The organism is Arthrobacter sp. TRD_SC_6 (assembly GCF_055361185.1).
Map to the genome: position 1 here is coordinate 2,611,005 of NZ_CM143953.1, position 13,605 is coordinate 2,624,609.

Annotated in this window: 13 protein-coding genes and 1 pseudogene; 9 read left to right on the forward strand and 5 right to left on the reverse strand. The window is 62.2% G+C overall.

Annotated features, from left to right (window positions below; translation table 11 throughout):
- Positions 1-213 precede the first annotated feature (213 nt).
- A complete protein-coding gene (locus tag ACWA1U_RS12370; protein WP_463722480.1) occupies positions 214-399 on the forward strand; it encodes a hypothetical protein in 186 nt (61 codons plus the stop codon).
- A 223-nt stretch (positions 400-622) separates the two neighbouring features.
- On the opposite strand, the gene ACWA1U_RS12375 is transcribed toward ACWA1U_RS12370, so the two are convergent.
- Entirely contained in the window at positions 623-1,888 is a 1,266-nt protein-coding gene (locus ACWA1U_RS12375; RefSeq protein ID WP_463722481.1) for a glycoside hydrolase family 6 protein, read from the reverse strand.
- Positions 1,889-2,124: 236 nt separating this feature from the next.
- On the opposite strand from ACWA1U_RS12375, the gene ACWA1U_RS12380 reads away from it, so the two are divergent.
- On the forward strand, positions 2,125-3,183 hold the full coding sequence (locus tag ACWA1U_RS12380; RefSeq protein ID WP_463722482.1) for a LacI family DNA-binding transcriptional regulator: 1,059 nt from the start codon (positions 2,125-2,127) through the stop codon (positions 3,181-3,183).
- Positions 3,184-3,512: 329 nt separating this feature from the next.
- On the opposite strand, the gene ACWA1U_RS12385 is transcribed toward ACWA1U_RS12380, so the two are convergent.
- Complete coding sequence (locus tag ACWA1U_RS12385) at positions 3,513-4,115, reverse strand: DUF6318 family protein (RefSeq protein ID WP_463722483.1); 603 nt, start codon at positions 4,113-4,115, stop codon at positions 3,513-3,515.
- 183 nt (positions 4,116-4,298) lie between these two features.
- On the opposite strand from ACWA1U_RS12385, the gene ACWA1U_RS12390 reads away from it, so the two are divergent.
- The gene (locus ACWA1U_RS12390) at positions 4,299-5,600 is read left to right on the forward strand and encodes a M20/M25/M40 family metallo-hydrolase (RefSeq protein ID WP_463722484.1); all 1,302 of its coding nucleotides are present in this window, start codon (positions 4,299-4,301) and stop codon (positions 5,598-5,600) included.
- Positions 5,600-6,742 (forward strand): annotated as a pseudogene (locus tag ACWA1U_RS12395) (acyl-CoA dehydrogenase family protein); the annotation flags it as partial. The gene ACWA1U_RS12390 and the pseudogene ACWA1U_RS12395, both read left to right, overlap by 1 nt.
- Positions 6,743-6,773: 31 nt before the next feature.
- Here ACWA1U_RS12395 and ACWA1U_RS12400 read toward each other — a convergent pair.
- Complete coding sequence (locus tag ACWA1U_RS12400; RefSeq protein ID WP_463722485.1) at positions 6,774-7,007, reverse strand: DUF5703 family protein; 234 nt, start codon at positions 7,005-7,007, stop codon at positions 6,774-6,776.
- A 41-nt stretch (positions 7,008-7,048) separates the two neighbouring features.
- Between ACWA1U_RS12400 and ACWA1U_RS12405 the strand changes: the two genes are divergently transcribed.
- Positions 7,049-7,300 carry a hypothetical protein gene (locus tag ACWA1U_RS12405; protein WP_463722486.1) on the forward strand — a complete coding sequence of 84 codons (252 nt, stop codon included), beginning with the start codon at positions 7,049-7,051 and terminating at the stop codon, positions 7,298-7,300.
- A 1-nt stretch (position 7,301) separates the two neighbouring features.
- Here ACWA1U_RS12405 and ACWA1U_RS12410 read toward each other — a convergent pair whose 3' ends face one another.
- Positions 7,302-8,237, reverse strand: coding sequence for an aldo/keto reductase (locus ACWA1U_RS12410; protein ID WP_463722487.1), 936 nt, complete (start codon positions 8,235-8,237; stop codon positions 7,302-7,304).
- Between the two features lie 141 nt (positions 8,238-8,378).
- Here ACWA1U_RS12410 and ACWA1U_RS12415 point away from each other — a divergent pair, with 141 nt between their 5' ends.
- Positions 8,379-9,203: an undecaprenyl-diphosphate phosphatase gene (locus ACWA1U_RS12415; protein ID WP_463722488.1), complete on the forward strand. Its 825-nt coding sequence runs from the start codon at positions 8,379-8,381 to the stop codon at positions 9,201-9,203.
- A 78-nt stretch (positions 9,204-9,281) separates the two neighbouring features.
- Positions 9,282-10,562, forward strand: coding sequence for a cysteine--1-D-myo-inosityl 2-amino-2-deoxy-alpha-D-glucopyranoside ligase (mshC, locus tag ACWA1U_RS12420; RefSeq protein ID WP_463722489.1), 1,281 nt, complete (start codon positions 9,282-9,284; stop codon positions 10,560-10,562).
- Here the strand turns inward: mshC and ACWA1U_RS12425 are convergent.
- Positions 10,559-11,437 (reverse strand): proteasome assembly chaperone family protein, encoded by an 879-nt coding sequence (locus ACWA1U_RS12425; protein ID WP_463725036.1) that lies wholly within the window; start codon positions 11,435-11,437, stop codon positions 10,559-10,561. The two genes, mshC and ACWA1U_RS12425, sit on opposite strands and share 4 nt — an antisense overlap.
- A 144-nt stretch (positions 11,438-11,581) precedes the next feature.
- On the opposite strand from ACWA1U_RS12425, the gene ACWA1U_RS12430 reads away from it, so the two are divergent.
- Positions 11,582-12,340, forward strand: a complete 759-nt coding sequence (locus ACWA1U_RS12430; protein WP_463722490.1) for an HAD family hydrolase — start codon at positions 11,582-11,584, stop codon at positions 12,338-12,340.
- Positions 12,337-13,482 (forward strand): site-2 protease family protein, encoded by a 1,146-nt coding sequence (locus ACWA1U_RS12435; RefSeq protein WP_463722491.1) that lies wholly within the window; start codon positions 12,337-12,339, stop codon positions 13,480-13,482. The genes ACWA1U_RS12430 and ACWA1U_RS12435 overlap by 4 nt, the downstream gene beginning before the upstream one ends.
- The last annotated feature ends 123 nt before the right edge of the window (positions 13,483-13,605 follow it).

The following is a 13,605-nucleotide window of genomic DNA, read 5'->3' on the forward strand; positions in this document are numbered from 1 at the left end:
CACGCCGAGAAGGGGGTTCAAGTCCCCCTCCGCGCACAACAAAAACCCCGGTTCTCCGGGGTTTTTTTGTGCCTTCAACCACGCGAAAGCGCAGCTACATTGACCCCACGCTTGGGAGCGCAAATGCTGCTGAGCCCGATTGCCGTGACGTAAATTCCGTGGGTGAAGGGGCTGCGCACAGGGGGCCTGCCCCAAAAACACGTTCGAACGTCCATGCCCTTACCCAACCTCGAGCCCGGCCGCCGAGCAGAACGGGTCGGCATGATCCGCTTCGCGGTCCACGACGAGGTGAAGCATTTCGCTGACATGGACCACGTCCTGAAACCGGACCACGAGTACGAACTGCTCTTCGACCAGGCTGATTATGACAGCGAGGAGGACCTGCTTTATGCTCGGTGAAATGTCGGTCGCGTGCCGTACACATGTGCGGCCTGGAGAATCTTCGGCACGTAAACAGGGGGTCGCAGGTTCGAATCCGGCAGGGGGCTACACTCAATGCACTTCGAGGACTGCCCTGCCCAGTGACGCAGGAGTGTTCGGGAGTGCGAAGGAAAAGTGGCTTCCTTCTCGATTGAAGGAAGCCACTTTTCTAGTTTCTCGTGTTGCGGATGCGCAGTGGGGTCTAGCTCCCGAACGACGGGTTCGAGTACTCAAGCAGTTCCAGGGCTTGCGCCGGGAACCACGCGCCTGCGGCGGGATCAACGATGCCCCACTCAGGATCCACCGCCCCCGATCCGAGACCGCGGTTGCATTCTCCGTCTGATTCGCCGGGCACCTTAACCCAGAGGAAAGCATCAGCGAGTTCGTGACCGGTGTTCGTGGTCGGGGGGATACCGAGACCTCTTTCCGGCGGGTTGCACCACACCTGGGGGTCAGGGTAAGACTGCTCCGGCGTCCAAGGGCCCTGTCCGTTGCGGCTGGTATCGATTACGAAGTGAGCGAGGTCATCGGCTGTGGGGGCGTTGGAGGCGTTGTCGACATTCGCCTCGTACCAGGCGTCAGTCAAGTCCCAGCTGTGGAAGTCATTGGAGGATGCGGGGTAGTACTGACTTCCGCAGGCTCCGAAATTGCCGGGCGCAATCTCAGTCGCGTAGTAGATGCACTTGGAGATCCAGGCCCCGAACTTCAACTGCCGCTCGGTCAACTCATAGTTGGAGACATTCAGGAAGAACCCGTCGGCATCCTGCACACCTGCCTTGACGAGTCGGTCAGCGGCATCGCCAACGCTAAGCCATCCGCTGTGTGTTCCGTCCAGATACACACTCGTCGCAGGCAGTGCTTTCAGCGTGTCGACAGCGTAGTTGAGCATCTCGAAGCGCTCGGCAGCGGCTGTTTCTGCTTCCACTTCGGCGGGTTGGCACCATTCAGGGCTCTCGCTGTTGAACGGTGTGTACCAGGGGATGATGCCCAGCCCGTCAGTTTCGAGGATGATGACGGCTTCGCGGTCCTCGATACCGGCCGCGAGTCCGTCGATCCAGGCTTTGTACTCTGCAACTGAAGAGGCGCCGCCGGCAGAGTACTGCGAGCAATCCCTGAAGGGAAGGTTGTATGCCGACAGTACGGGGACCTGCCCCTTGCCTTCGGCCCTGTGGGTTGTTTGGCGGACCTGCTGCTCAACCTCCTTCGGTGTTCCCGAGGTAACCCACACAGCTTGGGGAGTGGAGATGAGCTCCCTCAGTTGCTCCGCCGTCTGCCGGTCTCCCGACGCCCGCAACTTCGCGGACTGCCGGAGTGCCTCTCGGTAGTGGCTCTGCTGTTCGACATAGAACTGCGTTTCGTCGGCTATATCAGCGGACGCAGCAGACGCTGTAAGGGAAATGGCGGCAAATGAGGTTGCCGCCAGCATTGCTCCCAAGCTGATCAGTGAGAATCGCGATTGTGTTTTCATTGCGCTCCTTCGAGCGATGAGTAGGAAAGTGAAGCATGCAGAGCACCTGTGGAAGCGCTCCCATGCAAGTATGTGTGCCCTGCATCACACCGTCAACCCGTAAGGGTGATTGAAATGATGCGACAGGAGAAGTCCTGCGTATGTGTACGCCTGCAGAGCGCCATGGGCGGTTCAGGGCCCGCCTCGGATGCCGTTTCTCCCACGGCCGTCAATTGGGGTGCCATATTATTTAGCCCATGAACACGTCCCCGCCCCGGTCCTTACGCCCGGGCGCAATGAGGCCCGGCCCCACCCTTGAGGACCTTGCACTGGCCGCCGGCGTATCGCGGTCTACGGCATCACGCGCTATCAATGGGGGAGCCCGAGTCAGCCCGGAGGCTCAAGCCGCAGTGGACCGCGCCGTCGTCGCGCTCGGATACATCCCGAACCAAGCGGCCCGCAGCCTGGTGACCCGAAGAACATCTTCCATCGCTTTGGTCATCCCTGAGCCGGACGTTCGGGTCATGATGGACCCCTTCTTCGCTGTCGTCACTACGGGGATCACGGAAGCTCTCCGCGAAACGGACCTGCAGCTTGTGCTCCTTATGTCGAGAACCAATGACGATTCGTCCCGCGCTATGCGTTACCTGCAGGGCGGCCACGTAGACGGCGCCATTGTGGTCTCCCACCATAAGGCGGATTCCTGGGCAAAGTCGCTCGCTCAGACCGGCCTCCCAGCCAGCTTCATTGGGCGGCCCTGGGACAACACGTTCGACGTCACCTACGTTGACGCCGACAATTACGAAGGTGGACGGCTTGCCGCCAGATACTTTGCTTCCATTGGTCGCACCCGGTTAGGGACAGTAGCCGGGCCAGCGGATATGACAGTAGCCACCGACCGCCTGGCTGGTTGGAAGGACGGCCTGCGTGAAGCCGGACTTCCCGAGGGACCTGTTGCCCATGCTGACTTCTCCACTGAAGGAGGGCAGGAAGCTGCCGTACAGCTGCTAACAGAAAGCCCGCGTCTGGATGGCATCTTTGCCGCATCAGACCTCATGGCCCTAGGGGTCATGAACGCCCTGACACCCTTGGGCCGGTCGGTCCCGAATGACGTAGCGGTGATCGGTTATGACAATCTGTCGATCGCCGAGAATACACCCGTGCCGCTAACCACGATCACCCAGCCCGTGGCCGCGATGGCCACCAAGGCAACGAATATGCTCCTTCAGAAACTGGACAATCCGGAAGCCAAGCAGATCCCTTTTATATACCCCGCTCAACTCGTGGTTAGGTCCAGTGCTCGTCCCAAGTCCTGAAGACTTATCCCTGGAAGCGCGCTGACTGCGTTGATCAGCGCCTCCTCCAACTGCTCGTCTGTGAATCTGACATTCCTCCCAGCGAGCCGCAAATGAGGCCAAGCTTCACCCGTCGGAGTGGGCGCGGAGTTTCGAGAATCATTGAAGAACACTCGCGTGGTTCACGTGGTCGAATATCGGGTCAGAAGAAGGTCCAACGGGGGACAAGCGGTGCGAGAATCCGCTTAGTGGTGCAGTTTTTGCTGCCCTCACTCGTTCTGTCCACTGCACAAAAAAGAACGCGCCCGCTCCCCGTACAGGGAACAGGCGCGCTTCTTCGTGCAGTGACGCTACTCGGCAGCGGGAAGCTCTGCCTCCGGTGTTTCCTCAAGGTAGGTGGCCTTCCAGGCGTCGTCCTCGAAGACAACTGTGGCGGAGTAGATGGAGCCAGCGCCGTCGAACGGACGTGTCTCCTGTGCCTCACCGGCCTCGTTGAACTCGGTGTACGCACCCGGATTCACTGGGACCACCGCATCGACCTCGACGCCCTCTGCGACGTCTTCCGCCGGCGTCGTGATCAGGATCTGCTTCACCTTGGGCTGGCCGCCCAGGATCCACCCGCCGTCGTCGTAAATTGCCTTGACGGCTTCCGCGTCGGTGACAGCCGCATCTGCGCCGTCCACTGCCGCGAGGAGGGCCTCAGTATCGCCGGTCTGGAGTGCGTAGGACTTCAGTTCAAAGATGTGGTGGAGGAATGCCTTCGCGCCTTCAGCGGTCGGCTCGCTCATGAGCTCGTTCGTAGCGGGCTTCGCCACGTTCTGGGCGGGTGCCGTCGAGCTGGCGGGGGTCGGCGCCGCATTTGATGGCGTGGCGGACGATTCGCTGGATTCGCCACACCCGGTGAGGGCGGCGAGGGCTACCGCGGCCACAGCCGCAACCTTGATTATTTTCATGTTCTCCCCAAACGAAGGTAATGGGTCATCGTCTGGTTGATGATGACCACCCCAGCCTAGCTGTGGCCTCAAGCAACTAGGTCACAAAAGCGGCTGCCTGTGTGGGAGATCACAGCCCGTCCAGCGCAGCCCGGAAGAGAGTGGGTAGGCTGGAACCACAGCCACTACCGATGGAGGTCAGCCATGGGCGCCGCCCCCGAAGATGAAGTTGTCCGGATCTGCAGGGACCTGATCCGGATCGACACCTCGAACTACGGTGACAACGAAGGCCCGGGTGAACGCAAGGCCGCCGAATACACCGCTGGCCTGATCGACGAGGTGGGCCTCCAGGCGCAACTCTTCGAATCTGCGCCGGGGCGTTCCTCGGTGATAGCGCGGATGGAAGGCAGTGACTCAAGCCTGCCCGCATTGATCGTCCATGGCCACCTCGACGTAGTGCCTGCGCAAAAGGAGGACTGGAGCGTCGATCCCTTCAGCGCCGAGGAGAAGGACGGCCTGATCTGGGGCAGGGGAGCGGTGGACATGAAGGACATGGACGCCATGATCCTTTCAGTGCTCCGTTCGATGCGGCGCGACGGAGTGCAACCCAAACGGGACCTCATCTTCGCCTTCTTCGCAGATGAGGAGGCCGGCGGCAACTACGGTGCGTCCTGGCTGGTGGACAACAAGCCCGAACTGTTCGACGGCGCTACCGAGGCCATCTCCGAAGTCGGGGGATTCTCGGCGAACATCGGCGGGCAGCGGACTTACCTGCTGCAGACTGCTGAGAAGGGTATTTCCTGGCTTCGGTTGGTAGCCCACGGCAGGGCTGGACACGGCTCGCAGATCAACACCGACAACGCCGTTACGCGCCTTGCCGGAGCCGTATCCCGGATCGGAGGCCACCAGTGGCCCATCGAACTGACGCCGACCACGCGCCAGTTCCTGGACGGCGTGACTGAACTCACCGGCGTCGAATTCGATGCCGACAATCCGGAAACGCTCCTGAAGGAGCTCGGAACGGTGGCCCGCTTCGTCGGTGCCACGCTCCAGAACACCTCCAACCCGACGGTCCTCAAAAGTGGGTACAAGCACAACGTCATCCCCGGCACGGCCGAAGCGTTGATCGACGTGCGTACGCTGCCCGGCCAGGAAGAACAGGTGCTCGCCACCATCAAGGAGTTGGCTGGCGCGGGCGTCGACGTGACCTACGAACACAAGGACGTTTCTCTTGAGGTTCCCTTCGCGGGGAACCTGGTCGATTCGATGGTTGACGCCCTCCTCGCCGAAGACCCGGGCGCCAAAGTGCTGCCGTACACCCTCTCGGGAGGCACGGACAACAAGTCGCTTAGCCGGCTGGGGATCACTGGGTACGGTTTCGCGCCGCTGAGGCTGCCCGAGGAACTCGACTTCACCGGGATGTTCCACGGCGTGGACGAGAGGGTTCCGGTGGATTCCCTACACTTCGGCTCGCGTGTGTTGGATCGCCTGCTCCGGAACAGCTGATGACCACAGGACCCAGCGAAATCCTGTCGGATGCGCTCCTTGACCGGATTCGCTCCAGGGCGCCGGACTATGACGCCCGGAACGTGTTCTGCCAGGAGGACTTCGATGATCTGTTGGAGAGCGGGTACCTCAAACTTTTCTGCCCGGAGAACGACGGCGGCGCCGGGCTTGGAATGTCCGGTGCCGTTGCGTGTCAGCGCAGGTTGGCCGCCGCAGCCCCTGCCACAGCCCTCGCCGTCAATATGCATCTCGTCTGGACCGCAATCGCGCGCCTGCTCGCTCAGCGGGGAGACAGGTCGCTCGAGTTCGTCCTTCACGAGGCAGCGGCTGACGAGGTGTTCGCCTTCGGCTTGTCGGAGCCGGGCAACGATTCGGTGCTCTTCGACTCGCTCACCTCCGCCGAGCGTCAGGCCGATGGTGGTTACGCCTTCACCGGAACGATGATCTTCACCAGCCTCGCGCCGGTGTGGACGAGGTTGGGCGTTTTCGGAAAGGAAAGTGATGGGTCCGGTCAAGCGCTGGTCCACGGTTTTGTGACCCGTGATTCGGCGGGCATAGACATTCTTGAGGACTGGAATACCTCCGGCATGCGCGCAACCCAATCCCACACGACCAAATTGTCCGGGGTTGTCGTGCCCCCGGACAGAATCTTCCGGAAGTTACCGGTGGGTCCCAGCCAGGACCCCTTGGTCTTTGCAATCTTCGCCGCGTTTGAGACCCTGATCAGCGCTGTGTATGCGGGCATCGGTGACCGGGCATTGGAACTTTCGGTGACGGCCGTTCAGCAGCGCAGACCAGGTATGGACGGCATACCGTTCGTTCATCGGCCGGAGGTCCGTGCAAGAGTTGCTGACGCCGCCATAGCCTGGGAGATGCTCGATGCCCACTTGCGTTCGGTCGCCGTCGACCTCGATGACGATGCCGACCATGGCGGCCAGTGGTTCGCCAAGCTGGTCGCGCTGAAAGTGCACGCCACGCAGTCTGCCCAAGCCCTGGTCGACCACGCGGTGACGCTCTCAGGAGGCCGGGGATACGACCGCGACAGTGAGATCAGCCGCCTCGCACGGGATGTCACGGCGGGGCAGTTCCACCCGTCCAGCATCGACTCCGCGCGTCGTACCGTTGCGAGCGCTTGGCTGGGTGCCGTTTCCGGAATTTCTCCTTGGGGAATCGTCAGGCGGTGCGCTGCACCCGAAGCACCTTCCGGCGCAGCCAGAACCGCCGTTGCCCACCAATGTAGATGCAGCTGCGCTCGAGCTCCCACTTGCCGTACTCGGCGTGTTCGGTCAGGAGTTGGCGGGCCGCGGAGAGCGGGTCGCCAGCATTGACCGTGAGTACGAGGTACTCATATTGGCGGCCGTAGTCCCGTTTACGGGTAACGGTGGGGTTCAGAAATTGTTCGCGCATATCCCTCCAATTTGCTTCACTTTACCGATAACGTCTAGACCATGAGCATCGATCCGCGTGTCGCAATGCAATCGCTGGTTTCCGCCCTTGAAGAGCATCTTGCCGCTGCAGCAGCGCGCAGAGGAGACGATGACCCAGCGGTGGAAGCCGCTTACCTGTCAATAGCGGACTCGTTCGAGGCCTACGAGGAAGCCCTCTACGAGGCCCATGGGGAGGTCACTCCGCTGGTGATTTATGAGGATGACGGCGAGGACGAGGACGACGATGAAGACGTGCCCGGTGACACCCCGTAACTCACGCTGACGCTGATACCTCGTCGAGGACGTCGGAGATCTGGACCGGCAGCGGCGCCATTGAAAGTCCGAGAACCTCTTTGAGCTGGTGACTTGTCCTTGCCCCCAGCACGACGCCCGCAACTGTGGGTCTGTGCAGCAGCCATCTGAGTGCTACTTCGTGCGGTGCAAGTTCGAGTCCGCGTGCGGCCGTACACACTGCTTCCGTGATGCGCGCCGCCCTTCCGGAAAGATATTCCTCAACGTATGGGGCCCAGGTGTCGGAGGCTGCGCGGGAATCGGACGGAAGCTGCGTCCGGTATTTCCCGGTTAGCGCTCCGCGGCCGAGGGGTGCCCAGGCGAACGTTCCGGTACCGAAGGCCGACGACGCCGGCAGCACCTCCGCTTCTACTCTGCGGTTCAACAAAGAGTATTCGGCCTCGTGGACCGCTATCGGGAAACCAGCCGTGGCGCAGATCCTGGCCAGTTCCCAGCCTGCGTGGTTGGCCACGCCGACGTAGCGCGCGCGGCCGGATCGGTAGGCGGCCTCGAGCGCTGAAAGTGTTTCATCCACCGGGGCCTTGGCGCCTGCTGCCGGAGCGAGCCAAAAGTCCACGCTGTCCGTCCCAAGGCGGGAAAGGGATGCGTCGAGCGAATCCAGCAGCCCTTTTCGGGACGCATCCAAACCGCCGTCGGCCCACCGGCGCGGCGTGCCCCCGACAACAGAAAGCACCACCTCCGACCGTGCCACCACATCCCCGAGCAAAGATCCAAGAACGGCTTCAGACTGGCCGTCGGAGTATCGGGCGGCCGTGCTGAGCAATGTTCCGCCGGACTCCAGGAAGACCCTGAGTAGCTCACGGGCAGCTTCCTCATCGACGTCGGACCCCCAGGTCATGGTTCCCAGTCCCAAGGCCGACACCTGTTGGCCGCTGTTGCCCACGTTTCGCCACTCCATGAGCTAAGCCTAATGGCCGAGGGACCCGCGCCGAGCCCCAGCGAGACTCGCGCGGTGTCGGAAACCGGGACCGCGCCGAGGACCGGCGAGGGACTCGCCGGTGTCGGCTTGCGTTCGATTCGGTGACGTAGGGTCTTATCTGTGAATTGGATCGAAGCGGCCGTGCTTGGCCTTGTTCAGGGCCTTACCGAGTTTCTGCCAATCTCATCGAGTGCGCACCTGCGCATTGTTGGGGAGTTGATGCCGGGGGCTGAGGATCCGGGGGCAGCATTTACGGCAATAACCCAGCTGGGTACTGAAACCGCGGTCATCGTGTTCTTCTGGCGGGACATTGTGCGGATCATCCGGGCGTGGTTTGGCTCCCTGACAGGTGCGGTGCCCCGGAATAATCCAGATGTCCGGATGGGCTGGCTCGTGATCATCGGTACCGTGCCCATCGTGGTGCTTGGCCTTCTCTTCCAGGACCAGATCGAGAGCACGTTCCGGAGTATGTGGCTGGTCGCGACCATGCTCGTCGTATTCGGTGTGTTCCTTGCCATAGCGGACACCTACGGACGCCAAAAGCTCACCCTCGACCACCTGACCTACAAGCATGGCATCTTCTATGGGTTTGCCCAGGCACTCGCGCTTATTCCGGGCGTCTCACGCTCCGGCGGAACCATCACGGCCGGCCTGCTCATGGGTTACACCCGCGAAGCCGCCGCCCGATACTCGTTCCTGCTTGCAATTCCTGCTGTCTTTGGCAGCGGTCTGTACCAGCTGTACAAGAGCGCCAGCACTCCGGGACCATACGGGGCAATGGAAACGCTGCTGGCGACGGTCATCGCTTTCGTCGTCGGCTACGTAATCATCGGTTGGTTCCTCAAGTTCGTATCCACGCGCAGCTACGGCATCTTCGTGTGGTACCGCATTGGTCTGGGTCTCGTCCTCTTCCTGCTCCTCGGCTTCAACGTCATCAGCGCCTGAACAGGATCCTCACGGATTCAACCCGGATGGCTCCTTGATGGTCCAGGCGGAGCCTGGCACAACCCGTAAGGTAGAAGCGTGATTTCCTGGACTTCCCGAAATGTTCCGCAGCTCCCCGGCGCCCCTAAGCCTGTCCGACTCTGGGACAGTGCCCAAGAGAAGGAGTTGGAGCTCCCTGCCGCCGCGGAGCAGGGTCTCTACGTCTGTGGGATCACCCCGTACGACGCAACCCATATGGGGCATGCCGCCACATACGTCGCCTTCGACCTGTTGAACAGGCTGTGGCGCGACGCCGGCGCAACCGTCGAGTACGTACAGAACGTGACGGACGTGGATGATCCGCTGCTTGTTCGCGCGAAAGCCACTGGAGTGGACTGGGCTGACCTCGCCCATTCCCAGACGGACCTCTTCCGTACCGACATGGAGGCGCTTAACGTCCTGTCTCCAACCCATTACGTGGGTGCGGTGGAGTCCATTGAATGGATTGTGCCGTTGGTTGAGACGCTCCTTGAGGATGGCATTGCCTACCGGGTGCCAGGAGAGCGCACCGAGCCCGACGGCGACGTGTACTTTTCGGTCGACCGCGCAGTAAGCATCTCCCGCGACTCAGGGCTCAACTGGCGGCCAGGTTTTATCTCTCACCTGACGGGGGACGAGCTGGGGCCGGTGTTCGCTGAGCGAGGAGGCGACCCCGCGAGGCCAGGCAAGCACAATCCACTGGACCCGCTGCTCTGGCGCACAGCCCGCGAGGGCGAACCCAGCTGGGAAGGTGCAAGCCTCGGTGCTGGGCGGCCAGGCTGGCACATCGAGTGTTCGGTCATCGCGCTTCGGTTCCTGAAAACTCCGTTCACGGTTCAGGGCGGGGGATCGGACCTGAAGTTTCCCCACCATGAGATGAGTTCAGGCCACGCCGAGGCTATTTCGGGCCAACCGCTCGCCCACGCTTACGTCCACGCCGGAATGGTTGGCCTCGAGGGCGAAAAAATGAGCAAGTCCAAGGGGAACCTGGTGCTGGTGTCGGCACTGCGGGAAGCTGGAACCGACCCTGCCGCAATCCGGCTGGCCATTCTCGCCAACCACTACCGCTCAGACTGGTCGTGGACTGCTGATTGCCTGCGCGCTGCGGGGACACGCCTGGACGACTGGCGCGGAGCGCTGGCGTCAGCGACCGTGGAGTCGGTGAGCGCGCTGATCGAAAAAATCAGGGATGCGCTCTCCCATGACCTCGATGCACCGGCTGCACTGCGGGCGGTGGATGCCTGGTGCGTGGAATCGGCCCACACCCCAGGGACGGACGACGGCGCGCGGTTGGCTTCGGAGGCACTCGACGCGCTGCTGGGCGTGCGTTTGAAGGATTAGTCCTTGCGGCGCTTTTTGAGATAGCGCTCGAATTCCCGGGCGATGGATTCGCCGCTGGCCTCGGGGAGTTCTGCGGTGTCCTTCGCCTCCTCAAGCTGGCGAACATAGGCGGCTACCTCGGGATCCTCGGTGGACAGTTCATCCACTCCGCGCTCCCACGCCTCGGATTCCTCGGCGAGGGCCTGGGTGTCGAGGCTGACATGCAGCAGTTCCTCCAGCCGGCTGAGCAACGCAAGCTGCGCCTTTGGTGAGGGCGACTGACCTACATAGTGCGGGACGGCGGCCCACATGGACATCGTTGGGATATCCGCCAGCTGGCCGACTTCTGCCAGCACGCCGACAATGCCGATCGGGCCTTCGTAGCTAGATGCTTCAACGTTGAGGGTGGTCCGGACGTCGTCGTCGTCCGAGGAGACTGTAACGGGAATCGGCCGGGTGTGGGGAACGTCGGCCAGCAAGGCTCCCACCAGAACGAGGCAGTCAACCTCCAGCTCCTTCGCCATACCGATCAGCTCTGCGGTGTAGGCGCGCCACTTGTAGGAGGGCTCGACGCCGTGGACCAGGATGATGTCAAGATTGCTTTCGATGACGGAGGCCCGGCTGATCCGCGTGGTGGGCCATTTGATGCGACGATTCCCAGCGCTGTTTCGCTTGATCACAGGGCGGGTGAACTGGAAGTCGTAGAACTCATCAGCATCGATGGTGGAGATCTTCTCAGCTTCCCAGTGCTTACCCAGGAGCTTCAGCGCATCACTAGCGGCCTCGCCGGCGTCATTCCACCCTTCAAAGGCTGCGAGCATGACGGTCACCCTGTGTGCCCCACCGTCGCCACTACTGTCACCGTTATCACTGCTGTCACGGCGACTGGCAAACAGCGAACTCAGGCTCTGTGGCTGGTTGTCATCAAACGTACTCACCGTTTCACCCTAAACCTCTGCTGCCCTCGTGTCAGGCGGGGTCACTACGCTTCGCCGAGAGCGGACCCCTTCGGGCGGGTACGGTCCACGTAGACTTACCCCATGGTCACCCCTCCTGCCTCTACAGCCGTGCCTGCATCCCAAGCCATAGGTGATTCGGAACCGGCCGCCCCCAAGGACAGTCTGCAGGCGGTTCTATGGGACATGGACGGGACGATCGTCGATACTGAGCCTTACTGGATCGCAGCTGAACATGAGCTCGTCAATGCCCACGGCGGTTCCTGGTCCGATGAGCAGGCAACGGCGCTCGTAGGGCAGGCACTTGATTTCTCGGCCAGCGTGTTGCAAACCGCCGGTGTGAACCTCAGCGTCCGTGAAATCATCGATCATCTCATCCAGCAGGTCACCGAACGGGTGCGGGAAGCGGTGCCGTGGCGCCCGGGAGCACGCGAACTGCTCGTTGCCCTCCGTGAACGCGGAATACCCTGCGCCATGGTCACCATGTCCGAACAGCTCCTTGCCCGGGAAGTCGCACGGCAGCTGCCTGAGGGTACTTTTGAACAGCTGGTAACCGGGGAAATGGTCACTAATGGAAAGCCGGATCCGGAGGCTTACCAACTGGCCTTCGACGCCCTGGCCTCGCAGCGGACATTGAGTAAGGACCAGGTTGTGGCCATTGAGGATTCCATCCCGGGTGTCGCTTCGGCGCGGGCAGCTGGAATAGTCACACTTGGTGTTCCCCACTTCATTGAGCTGCCGGCCGATGCCGTGGACCATGAGTGGCCCACCCTGGCCGGACGAACGGTGACCGATCTCGAATCCCTCGTCCAGCCCGCTCAGCACGCCGGCAGCATTTCATGAGCCGCACGGCGCAGCACGGAACCGCACGGTCCGAAGGTATCCCGCTGGGCAGAATCTTCGGCATCCCCCTGGTGTTGGCCTGGTCCTGGTTCATCATTGCTATCTTCGTCGTTGCTGTTTTCGGGCCACAGGTCGCAGATCTTTACCCCAGCATTGGCTTCGGCGCCTACGGCGTTGCTCTCGCCTATGCCGTTCTACTGGCGGCATCTGTGTTGGTGCACGAACTCGCCCATGCCCTGTCCGCGCGGGTCTTCGGTTGGCCCACCACGCGCATAGTGCTCAACCTCTGGGGCGGGCACACCCAGTTCGAGAATTTCGCGGCGAGTCCGGGACGATCGCTGGTCGTGGCGCTGGCAGGTCCCGCAGCCAACTTCGTGCTCGCACTCCTCGGCTGGATCGCGGTCATCGTCTTCGAGCCAACCGGCGTCGCCAACCTCCTTGCAAACATCCTTGTCTGGGCCAACTTCCTCGTCGCTGTTTTCAACGTGCTGCCAGGTCTCCCGCTGGATGGCGGGCGAATCGTTGAATCCGCCGTCTGGCGCGCAACGGGAAGTCAGGAGAAGGGAACCGTCGCTGCCGGGTGGTCCGGCCGGGTTATCGCGGTCGGCCTGATCGTCGTCGTCGTGTTCTTCCCCCTTCTCAATGGCTCGCAACCCAGCGCAACCACGGTGCTCGTCGCCGTCGTCATGGGTGGGTTCCTCTGGTTGGGCGCGAGCTCGGCCATCACCAATGCCCGCATGCGGCTGCGCCTTCCCGAGGTGAGCGCAGGCAGGCTGAAGCAGCCGGCGTTGGGCATGCTTGCCGGCACCCCGGTGCTGCAGGTGCGCCGCGTGCTCGAGGACCGGCCGGGGGTTGCGGTCGTGTTGACGAACGCCGGCGGTATACCCGAAGCGGTGGTGGATACCGGCGCGCTGCTAGCGGTGCCCGACGGGCAGGCGGGAACGACGTCGGCAAACGCCGTCGCTCGGGCGCTCGCTCCCGGTGCCTACGTGCCGGAATTCGCGGAGGGCCAGGAGCTGGTCCAGTATCTCGCCCGCCTGGCCGGCAGCGAATACGCGGTGACGGATCGTCAGGGCAAGGTGACGGGGCTGCTGCAACAGTCCGTAGTCGTCGCAGCGATCACTGGCCGCCAGCAAGCCTGACGACAACGACAACGACTACGACAACGACAACGACAACGACGACGGAATGCCGGCACCGCTGACCGAGGCGGCGTGCCCACTACTCAAAACCGACGCAACACGACAGACAATTTCAAGGCAGAT

Excerpts from the sequence above, each read along its gene's own strand:
- ACWA1U_RS12370 (WP_463722480.1), top strand. The coding sequence starts at position 214 with ATGCCCTTACCCAACCTCGAGCCCGGCCGCCGAGCAGAACGGGTCGGC.
- ACWA1U_RS12375 (WP_463722481.1), bottom strand. The coding sequence starts at position 1,888 with ATGAAAACACAATCGCGATTCTCACTGATCAGCTTGGGAGCAATGCTG.
- ACWA1U_RS12380 (WP_463722482.1), top strand. The coding sequence starts at position 2,125 with ATGAACACGTCCCCGCCCCGGTCCTTACGCCCGGGCGCAATGAGGCCC.
- ACWA1U_RS12385 (WP_463722483.1), bottom strand. The coding sequence starts at position 4,115 with ATGAAAATAATCAAGGTTGCGGCTGTGGCCGCGGTAGCCCTCGCCGCC.
- ACWA1U_RS12390 (WP_463722484.1), top strand. The coding sequence starts at position 4,299 with ATGGGCGCCGCCCCCGAAGATGAAGTTGTCCGGATCTGCAGGGACCTG.
- ACWA1U_RS12400 (WP_463722485.1), bottom strand. The coding sequence starts at position 7,007 with ATGCGCGAACAATTTCTGAACCCCACCGTTACCCGTAAACGGGACTAC.
- ACWA1U_RS12405 (WP_463722486.1), top strand. The coding sequence starts at position 7,049 with ATGAGCATCGATCCGCGTGTCGCAATGCAATCGCTGGTTTCCGCCCTT.
- ACWA1U_RS12410 (WP_463722487.1), bottom strand. The coding sequence starts at position 8,237 with ATGGAGTGGCGAAACGTGGGCAACAGCGGCCAACAGGTGTCGGCCTTG.
- ACWA1U_RS12430 (WP_463722490.1), top strand. The coding sequence starts at position 11,582 with ATGGTCACCCCTCCTGCCTCTACAGCCGTGCCTGCATCCCAAGCCATA.
- ACWA1U_RS12435 (WP_463722491.1), top strand. The coding sequence starts at position 12,337 with ATGAGCCGCACGGCGCAGCACGGAACCGCACGGTCCGAAGGTATCCCG.